The organism is Actinoplanes subtropicus, assembly GCF_000721705.1.
GTDB classification, from domain to species: Bacteria; Actinomycetota; Actinomycetes; order Mycobacteriales; family Micromonosporaceae; genus Actinoplanes; species Actinoplanes subtropicus.
Genome location: NZ_JOJL01000082.1, coordinates 1 through 9,507 on the forward strand (window position 1 = coordinate 1; position 9,507 = coordinate 9,507).

Here is a 9,507-nt window from a genome sequence, read left to right on the forward strand (position 1 = left end):
AACAAAGGGCCACCCGCAGACAGCCCTCAAGCTCATCATCGCCGGGAACGTCGCCACCCGGCACCACCGTCGTCATGCAGGACGTCGTTCAACACCAGGTCGGCGAGCGCGTAGCGCAGTTTGCCGCTGGTCAGGCTGGTCACCAGGTCCGTCATGGATTTGCGTTCGACTGCCGCGACCAGCCGGCCGCCGGTGATCAGTCCGTAGTCCCCGCACGGCAACGCCCGGCGCATGGTGCGGACCTGCTGGTTGGTGAACCGGTAGGGGTACTGCTCGTGGGAGTCGACCACGATCTGAAGCTCGGTGATCCCGGCTGCCCGCGCGGTCGGGGTCCGCACGCCCGGCCTCGCCTGTTTGCGGGTGCGCGCCGATTGCCAGAACACGGCCTCGCGGCCGCGGGCGGTGGTGAACACCAGCTGCGACCGGTTCTCCCGCGCCCGGTCCAGGACCAGATCGATTGCCGCGCCCCGGCGGACACAGGACCGTACGGGCACCTGCTCCACGATCTGCGGTACGGCCGGCCACTGGCTGTCGGGCACCGGGTAGCAGTACAACGCGGTGGTCCGCGGCCAGGTCCCCGCGGTCCGGAACACCAGCCCGCCGCCCAACGGAACCCGCAGCAGATAAGGCAGCCGGGAATCCGGATCCGGGTTGTTCGCAATCAGCAACTGCTGCACCCCACCAGTGTCGACCACATACAACCGGTGCACCCGGACTACGCCACCCGGCATGTCGATTCCCGTGCTCCTCCCCGGAGAACGCGGTACGCGCGATGAGTCTGTCGCGATCACCGGTAGCGGATTCGGGGGAACAATGGTTACTGCAGGTGGGTGAGGTAGTGGTAGTTGCCGGGGCCGGCGGTGGCTTCCAGGGTGGCCAGGACGGTGCGGGGGTTGTCGTACGGGCCGGAGATGTAGAACGGTGTGCCGTCGCGGCCGAACCGGATCGCGGTGGGTCCGGGCGGCACTCCGAGGTACGGGGCGGTCAGGGCGAAGTTGGCTGCCGGTTCGAAGCCGAGACCTCGGGCGTAGGCCACGGCGCCGTGGATCAGATGCTGGGCCAGGTCCAGCGGTGCGGGCACCGCCGGAGCGGTGAAGGCTTGGAAGAAGTCGTGGCGGCAGGCGTCGACGGAACCCGAGCCCATGGGTAGCGGACCGGTGGTGTCCTTGACGCCCAGGCAGTACACGTCGACCAGGTAGCCGCAGATCGTGACCCGGCTGGCCCGTTCCTGTCGGACGATCAGGATCTTCGCGAGGCCGCCGGTGTCGGGATCGGTGGCGCCGATCGGATCGGCTGCCGCCCACTGCGGGGCGTCGTCGAGGCCGAGACCGGCGCTCCACCCGGGACTGATCCAGCACCCCAGTAGGGTCCGCTCGGCCGGGTCGACGCCGCTCTGCTGGGCCTGGGCGGCCTGGCGGATCAGCGGGCCGACGACCGCGGGACGCAGCCCGAGCGTCTTGGCGATCTGCTTGGGTGTGCTACCGGATTCCCGCAGGGCGAGGATCTGGGCCAGGACGTCGTCGGTCACCGGCCCATCATGCCCGGGGGCTTGCCCGGGCGAAGACGTCGGTATCGCGCCGCCGGCCGGTGCGGGGCCGGTTTCACCTGGTGACGGTCTGCGGACCCGGACGACCGTGTACGCCGTTCGTGGAGAGCCCGGACGCACTCTGCCTTGTGCACGTCCGCGATTGACAGCCTCGGAACCTGGCGCGAGCCGGGTGCCGCACCATGCAGGTCCCGCGCGGGCACCGACGGCGGTGGTGGGCAGAATGGGCGGATGTCGGCGGGTGTGGTGTCCCGGCCGGCGCCGCAGGTGTTGGAGGCGGTGCTGGAGCGGTTGACGTTCGTGAACGAGGAGACCGGCTATACGGTGGCTCGGGTGGCAACCGGCCGGGGTTCCGACCTCACGACGGTGGTCGGGTCGCTGCTCGGGGCGCAGCCGGGTGAGAGCCTGCGGATGCGGGGCTGGTGGTCGTCGCATCCGCAATACGGCCGCCAGTTCGAGGTCCTCTCCTACACCACCGTGCTGCCCGCAACGATCCAGGGCATCCGCCGCTACCTCGGCTCCGGGCTGATCAAGGGGATCGGGCCGGTGTTCGCCGAACGCATCGTCGAGCATTTCGACGTGGACACACTGCGGGTCATCGAGGAAGAGCCCGGCCGGCTGGTCGAGGTGCCGGGGCTCGGCCCGAAACGCACGGCGAAGATCACCGCGGCCTGGGTGGAGCAGAAAGCGATCAAGGAGGTGATGGTCTTCCTGCAGGGTGTCGGGGTGTCCACGTCGATCGCGGTGCGGATCTACAAGAAATACGCCGAGAAGTCGATCGACGTGGTCAAAACCGAACCGTACCGGCTGGCCGCCGACGTGTGGGGCATCGGGTTCAAGACCGCGGATGCGATCGCGCAGGCGGTCGGGATCCCGCACGACAGCCCCGAACGGGTGAAAGCCGGCCTGCAGTACACCTTGTCGCAGGCCACCGACAGCGGCCACTGTTATCTACCCGCCGATCAGCTTGTCGCCGAGGCCACGAAGATCCTGGACGTCCCGGGCGGACTGGCGGCCGGCTGTCTGGATGACCTGGTCACCGAAGAGGGGGTCGTCCGCGAGATGTTGCCGGGCCTGGACGGGCCGATCGCGGCGATCTACCTGGTCCCGTTCCACCGGGCCGAGATGTCGCTGGCCAACGCGCTGCTGACGCTGCTACGCGAACGCGCCGACCGGATGCCCGCCTTCGCCGGCGTCGACTGGGCCAAAGCCCTGACCTGGCTCAAGGGGCGCACCGGCACCGACCTGGCGCCCGAGCAGGAACAGGCGGTACGGCTCGCACTTACCGCGAAGGTCGCGGTTTTGACCGGCGGGCCGGGCTGCGGCAAGAGCTTCACGGTCCGCTCGATCGTCGAACTCGCCGCCGCCAAGATGGCTAAGATTCTGCTGGTCGCGCCGACCGGGCGGGCCGCGAAGCGCCTCGCCGAGCTGACCGGGCAACCCGCCGCGACCGTCCATCGCCTGCTCAAGCTGCAACCAGGCGGCGACGCGTCTTACGACCGGGACAACCCTCTCGACGTGGACCTGCTGGTCGTCGACGAGGCATCGATGCTCGATCTGATCCTGGCCAACAAACTGGTCAAGGCGGTCCCGCCCGGCGCGCACCTGCTGCTGGTCGGTGACGTCGACCAGCTTCCCTCGGTCGGCGCCGGCGAGGTACTGCGAGACCTGCTCGCCGCGGACACCGTGCCCCGGGTCCGGCTGACCCAGGTGTTCCGGCAGGCCGCCGACTCCGGCGTGGTCACCAACGCCCACCGGATCAACGCCGGCCGCCCACCGCAGCTAGCCGGCATGAGCGACTTCTTCCTGTTCCCGTGCGAGGACACCGAAGCCGCCGCGACGCTGACCGTCGAGGTCGCCTGCACCCGCATCGCCCGCAAGTTCGGCCTCGACCCCCGCCGAGACGTGCAGGTCCTCGCCCCGATGCACCGCGGCCCGGCCGGCGCGGGCGCCCTGAACACACTGCTGCAGCAGCAACTCACCCCGGCCCGGGAAGGGCTGCCCGAACGGCGCGCCGGCGGGCGAGTGTTCCGCATCGGCGACAAGGTCACCCAGATCCGCAACAACTACGACAAAGGCCAGGCCGGGGTCTTCAACGGCACCATCGGCGTGGTCACCGCCCTCGACCCCGACGAGCAAACCCTGACCGTACGCACCGACGAGGACGAATCCATCGACTACGACTTCGACGAACTCGACGAGCTTTCCCACGCCTACGCGATGACCATCCACCGCTCCCAAGGCTCCGAATACCCCGCCGTCGTCATCCCGATCACCACCAGCGCCTGGATGATGCTGCAACGCAACCTGCTCTACACCGCCATCACCCGCGCCAAGAAACTCGTCGTCCTCGTCGGCTCCCGCCGCGCCCTCGCCGCCGCCATCCGCACCGTCAGCGCCGGCCGCCGCCACACCGCCCTCACCCACCGCCTCACCACCTGAACGCAAGGCATCACGCTCGGTGGCCAACCATCCGTCGCCAGCGACTTCCGGACATGCCGATGATAGTGCGTTCAATTACAACAGTAGGAAACGTAAGAATAGCTATTTGTCAGGGCTTCGATCATGCAACTGGCCGTGCGGCCTTCGACGGAATCCTAGAAATGTTCCGTGACGCTACCGTCGGGGTTCAACCGACCGAAAAATACTCCTCTTTGTCCCGCTGGCTTGGCCTTCTCGGCCTCATACCACGGGACGAGTCGGCCCCAAGCCTGCGTCTGCTCCTTCACCTGAGCTGCCAACCACTCGGTGAAGCGCGGAAAGCTTACGGTCGGCACCTCGACCGCCGTGCCCTCGCAGAAGGACCAGACCTCAGGATCAGGCCCGGCGCCCCGTAGGAAGTCGAACTGGTAGCCCTGATGCATCAGGATCACCCGATCCTCGTTCGTCAAGACGAACTTGACCTGGTTCTCCTCCAACAAGGCACGAGCGGCATCGCCCAAACCCAGGACCGATGGGTAGAACACGTCACTGCCCCGCAGGAAGCGCCCAGCACCGCGCCCGACCAACTCGAGGAACTGCCGATAGCTTCGGGCGAGCGGCGCCGACTGATCGCGCTCAACCTCCTCGATCTCGGCCTCCGTCAAACCCTGCAACTGTTCCGCGGTAGCCGTCACACCGTCAGCGACCGCTGCCACCAACTCACGGACACGGTCGTTGGTCACGTTCTGACCCTAACCCTTCTCCCTCACTGGACGCCGTGTCACCCGTCGACAAGTAGTAAGGCGTCGTTGTTGAGATTCAGCTCGGGCGTGTTGGCGTCGGGTACGTACGGCGTGACCGTGAGGCGGCGTCCGTCGAATCTGAGCTTGTGGCCGGGCGCGAGGACATCACCGCCGGCGAGCAAGCCGGCCAGGTGATTGAGGATCCGCCCGGTTTCTTGGATGCGGTGTGCGGCCACGCCGGCGACGAGGTCCGGGCGGCCGAACTTGATCATTCCGCGGGTGTGTACCGGGTGGCCGAAGCCGGGCGTAGGCTCGGTCTCCGCGATCAGGCTGATCTGCTCTTGGATCGCGAACGGCCGGTGGGGCGGCTGCGTCGCCACGGTTGAGCCGGGAAGCCAGTGGGCGGCGTATGCGTCGAGGATGGCGAATGCGCCCGCTGCGGCGATCGCTGACGCGGCCGCCCAAGCCAGTTGCAGATGTGTCAGGTCGGGCGGGTCCTCGGCGGTGACGGTGATCGAGTAGCAGCAGGACGCGGCGTCCAGACGCTTCACGTCGTCGAGTTGCGCGAGGGCGAGGTTGCGCAGGGCGCCGGTGCGCCAGCTGTCGATCCAGGCGGGGCTTTCGGCGTACTGATGCACTCGGAGGTCCAGCGCGGAGATCGGGGCATTCCGCGGAACAGCGTCGCGGATCCGAAGTTCAGGGGGAGCCGCGAGGGCGCTCTGGTCGGCGAACGCGATCAAAGTGATGGCCGCGGCACTGCCAGTGGAACGGAACGCCGGTCGTTGCCAGGGTGCGATCGGGAAGGTCACGGCGGCATCTTTTCATTCGAGGCACGCGCACTCGAGGTGCATCTGGAATTGCCGCCGACAGAGTGCGGTAGCGCTGGTTGTTTGGCGCAGATCGGTGAACTGTCCGCTTTGAGGGACCGACGAGAACGGTCAGCGGTTGCGGCAGCGATTGGCCGCTTCAGGGCTACGGTGTTTCACGGCGCAGTTGCCGTGTCGATACACCAGCCCAGAAGCGGCGGGCTGCTTCCTTGAGCCCCCACGAAGCGCCGTGGTAAGAGGTCGTTCGATGCCGTGGTATTTGACCGCACTGACCGGGTTGGTGAGCTGCGATGCAGCGTAGGTTGCCCTGCGTACCGTCTTCGGGACGACTGCCTTGCGGGCCACCCTCTTGGCGGAGCGGACCGGGTGGAGCGCGCGACGGACCTTGCGCGGAACAAATAGGCGCGACAGGAATCCCATGGCGGTGAACTTACAGCTCATGGACTGAAGGCGACGCCCTACTTTCTCGCCCGTACGGGCAGAACTTCGCCGCCATTCGTCGTAGCGTACCTTGACTGCCGTCCGGATTCGCCGCCGATCGGGCGCGCCTCGAGTTAGTCACTTATGGGCGGACCCCAGCCAGCCCGGACGGGCACTGTGGATCCGTCAGCGGGCGCCGCGGCGTAGCACCGCCGGCGAACCCGTTGTGGCCGCGTACAGCTGGCAGGAGCCGGCCCCGGCGACCTGGCAACGGGCCGAGCTGCCGTCGACGGATCTGTGCAGATGGACATGACCCGTCGGACCTGTCTGGCTGTTGGGTCGCCTGCGGTTGCAGGCATCCCTGGGCCGGCGAGCAGGTTCGACGCCGGAGGGTGTGTTTCTTTCTGAGGGAGATCACCGGGAAGTCCCTGGCCAGCCGCGATAGAGCGCCAGCGGCAGCGGCGCCCCCTTGGGGCCATCGATGAACGCCGCTTGCGACGACGACCAGCGGAGACGCGGACCGGCCTTCATGATCACCGGCTCGTAGCTCACTCCAAAAGAAACGCACCCGACGCCGGACCAGCCACGGGTGTTGTATCAGCCTGGTGACATCCTGCAGGCTGGCGGCTTGCACACCGGCGTCGCATGGGAGCGCTGGAGTCAGTGGTGGCTGATCAGCGCGGCAAGAGATGGAGGCACCGTGACGTGGCGGCGGTTGTGGGACCGGCGTGCGACCGCTGCGCGCCCGTCAGGGCGGCCGGCTCTCGACCGTGACCTCACAGTTGTCGTGTTCACTGTGCCCACTCAGCGCCTCGACGAGATGGACGTGGCGACCGGACCGTGCGTGCCGGTCGGTGGCAGCGCTGAGGCCTTGTGTTCGGCGCTGAGCCAGGGTCGGGGTGAGACCCCGCGGCAGACTGCGGCCCTGTACTCGGTGTTGACGGGTCGTTCCCCCGACGATGCTCTGATCTTGGTAGGGCGCTCGGGCGCTGGCGCTCTGTACCGGTGCGCTGATGAGTTTCTCGAGGCCATGGTGGACGCGAACGAGCTTCTGGTGCGCCTCGCTGACCAGGACCAGGCCGCCGGTGACAGCGAGTTCAGCAGATCCGGGGCGCAATGGTCGCTCTTTGATCGGGCGTGGCTGGCCATGGGTGAATGGCCGCCGACGGTGGTAAGCACCCGCAATAGGCTGACGCGATTGAGTCTGGCGGCGAACGCTCGGGCAAATTCTCAAGCCCTTTACTGCTGGTTCGGGCCGACCGTGGCCACCTTCGTCATCCGGGCATCCGAATAGCGGCATCCGGTGCATCACAAACGCAGACTCCCCGCTGGTATGAGGGCGAGATCGGGTGCATTGATCTGCCGCGATCCGGATATGTCGGCGACCTTGTCATCCATCTCGTTCAGCGCCTGCCCCCAGAACTCGGGCGAATCGCAGCAAGTCGTCAGGTGATCTGCTGGAATCGGGGGTGCGACCATGGCAACGTGACGTCATTGGGCAGGGTCGGAACGAGATCTGCATGGAACCCAGCGTGAACGAGGGCGGTGTGAAGCGGGCCGGAGCCCAGGCTTTCGGCATGGCATTCCCGGCACTCCCCGTCGCCTTGGCAGCCGGTGCCGGCGACGCGATTGCGGACGTGGTGGTAGGCGTCATTGGGGTGGTCGGCCTTGACGGTGTACCAGGTGCCGGTGCGGTCTTGATCGGGAAGGGCGGCTGCCACCTCGGGTCGTGTCGGCAAGTAGAGGTTTGCCCCGTCGCGCCGCACCAGAAAGATTCGGTCAAGGTAGTCGCACTCGTCGGGCTCGGGAAGGTTTTGGCTGAACCAGGCAGCGGCGTCGGTAACGGACCCGGGCCCCCACAACAATTCGGTCGGGTAACGCGTCACTTCTGCCCGGGAGTCGTAGTGGCTAAGTTCCGGGTCGCTGCCGTGGTCGCCGGGCCGGAATACGGCGCGGAGGATCACACATTCCCACCGTCGGTCGTCGGGATCGACGAAATCGGTGAAGGCCTCGGCGGCGACCGCCGCGTACCATTCCTTGCCGTCGGTGGGCCAGGTCATTACGGTGACCTCGCGGCGCTGCGGCGCCGGGTACAAACGGCCGCCCGGGGTGGGGACACCCCAGAGCTGGTTAATGATCTCGGCTAGATCCCGCATTGTTCCTGCCGTTTCGACCGGGCCGCCGAGGTGGTAGTTCGTGGGGTGCGCGACGAAGTTTCGTAGGTTCGACAGTGCCCTCTCGATGCCCCGGTTACGCTGACCGCGCAGCAGTCCAACCTTTCGCGCCCAGGTCCGTAGATCGCCGAGCATCCCGCCCGCGAACGCCATCACGTCGCCGTTGGGAAGTCGAAGGCGCCAGCCCCAACCCCGCTGCCGGTGAGAGGTCAGGAATTCCTGCACGTCCTCGTACCGCGACACAGGTACCCGATGGTTGCTGTTCGTGTTGTCGACGAATGTCACAGCGCCCTTGTGGAAGTCGACGAACCGGTCCCGAAGCGCTTGCTCGATCACCAGTAGCGCCTGGTCGCGCACGAGGGTGTAGATCTCATAGCACAGCACCCCGTAGGCGTAGATCGTGCGGAGGTGCTCGAAGCTCTGGCGGGTGCCCTCAGCAACGATCGGATCGAGGTCGAACTGGGCGACGACTTTCTGCTGGTACTCGGCTGCGTCGTCCGGACGCATCTGTACGCCCAAACCCAACCCCATCGGGGTGAAGTGAAGGGTGCGCTCATCTGCCTGACGAAGCTCATCGAGCGTCTTGATCGCCATCGGGTGCCCTTCTACGGAGGAGGCCAGCCGCACAGAATACGACTCCGTGCGTCCTCTGACACCTCGTTTCCGCGCTCTCACGGCGAAGGGTGAACGCCGATCGAAAGCGCGTCCGAGCGGGGCGCGCGCGGCCTCGCATCTATGCACCGTGTCGCCCATTGGACATATGACAAATTCCTGGCAAATAGATATCGCACGACCCGGACAATGACCGCCGCAGCGTCTGGATTTGCCGCGCCCAGGCGCGGGAGCGGGACGCATGTCGTCACGCTCAGTCGTCGACCGGATGCCCACGGGCAGCGCCGGGCAGCGCCGAGATGCGTTTGTTGTAGCCCACTACGCCTCGTGGAACGGTGCGGGCTCCGCGGCGATCTGCTTGGACATCAGGCAGAACTCGTTGCCTTCAGGATCCTCCAACACCACCCAGCTACCGCTGCCGACGATGCTCGACCGTTTCGCTCCCAGGGCGAGCAACCGTGCCAGTTCCTCCTCCTGGTCCCGGTCGGTAGGGCACACGTCGAAATGCAGCCGGTTCTTCACGCTCTTCGCCTCCGGCACCCGGACGAACAAAATGTCCGGGCTGACCGTCGCTCCCCGAATGGCCACCCCGGTGTTATCCCGCGCAAAGGCGCTGTAGCCAAGCACCGAGCACCAGAACGCCGCAAGTAGCTCCGGGTCGTCGCCAGGGTCGGGTCGCCCGGAGGGATTTCACCTCCGGGCTCCCACGGAACGGAGCGTGACAGTCTCCCGTCACTCCGCTCGTACCACCCTGGCCATCATCA

General features: G+C 66.9%; 7 protein-coding genes and 1 pseudogene. 2 read left to right on the forward strand and 6 right to left on the reverse strand.

All coding sequences use genetic code 11. The features are described 5' to 3' along the window. Positions 1-35: 35 nt before the first annotated feature. Positions 36-731, reverse strand: coding sequence for an ERCC4 domain-containing protein (locus tag IH26_RS0151670; protein ID WP_211268936.1), 696 nt, complete (start codon positions 729-731; stop codon positions 36-38). A gap of 86 nt (positions 732-817) precedes the next feature. Further along, positions 818-1,528, reverse strand: a complete 711-nt coding sequence (locus IH26_RS0151675) for a helix-turn-helix domain-containing protein (protein WP_030443676.1) — start codon at positions 1,526-1,528, stop codon at positions 818-820. A 249-nt stretch (positions 1,529-1,777) separates the two neighbouring features. On the opposite strand from IH26_RS0151675, the gene recD2 reads away from it, so the two are divergent. After that, positions 1,778-3,988, forward strand: a complete 2,211-nt coding sequence (gene recD2, locus IH26_RS0151680) for an SF1B family DNA helicase RecD2 (RefSeq protein WP_030443677.1) — start codon at positions 1,778-1,780, stop codon at positions 3,986-3,988. A 155-nt stretch (positions 3,989-4,143) separates the two neighbouring features. Here the strand turns inward: recD2 and IH26_RS0151685 are convergent, their stop codons facing one another. Together IH26_RS0151685 and IH26_RS0151690 are read right to left on the reverse strand one after the other, a co-directional pair. Continuing rightward, positions 4,144-4,710, reverse strand: coding sequence for an SMI1/KNR4 family protein (locus IH26_RS0151685; protein ID WP_030443678.1), 567 nt, complete (start codon positions 4,708-4,710; stop codon positions 4,144-4,146). 38 nt (positions 4,711-4,748) lie between these two features. Next, positions 4,749-5,519, reverse strand: coding sequence for a hypothetical protein (locus tag IH26_RS0151690; RefSeq protein WP_157437884.1), 771 nt, complete (start codon positions 5,517-5,519; stop codon positions 4,749-4,751). Between the two features lie 1,027 nt (positions 5,520-6,546). Here IH26_RS0151690 and IH26_RS0151695 point away from each other — a divergent pair. Next, complete coding sequence (locus IH26_RS0151695; RefSeq protein WP_211268937.1) at positions 6,547-7,251, forward strand: hypothetical protein; 705 nt, start codon at positions 6,547-6,549, stop codon at positions 7,249-7,251. A 151-nt stretch (positions 7,252-7,402) separates the two neighbouring features. On the opposite strand, the gene IH26_RS0151700 is transcribed toward IH26_RS0151695, so the two are convergent. Both IH26_RS0151700 and IH26_RS0151705 read right to left on the reverse strand, forming a co-directional pair. Next, a complete protein-coding gene (locus tag IH26_RS0151700) occupies positions 7,403-8,725 on the reverse strand; it encodes a hypothetical protein (RefSeq protein ID WP_051810084.1) in 1,323 nt (440 codons plus the stop codon). A 336-nt stretch (positions 8,726-9,061) separates the two neighbouring features. Beyond that, positions 9,062-9,394, reverse strand: a pseudogene (locus tag IH26_RS0151705) (VOC family protein); the annotation flags it as partial. Positions 9,395-9,507: the final 113 nt, after the last annotated feature.

What these genes read in the sequence shown, in the direction of transcription:
- IH26_RS0151670 (WP_211268936.1), bottom strand. Translation starts at nt 731, where the DNA reads ATGCCGGGTGGCGTAGTCCGGGTGCACCGGTTGTATGTGGTCGACACT.
- recD2 (WP_030443677.1), top strand. Translation starts at nt 1,778, where the DNA reads ATGTCGGCGGGTGTGGTGTCCCGGCCGGCGCCGCAGGTGTTGGAGGCG.
- IH26_RS0151700 (WP_051810084.1), bottom strand. Translation starts at nt 8,725, where the DNA reads ATGGCGATCAAGACGCTCGATGAGCTTCGTCAGGCAGATGAGCGCACC.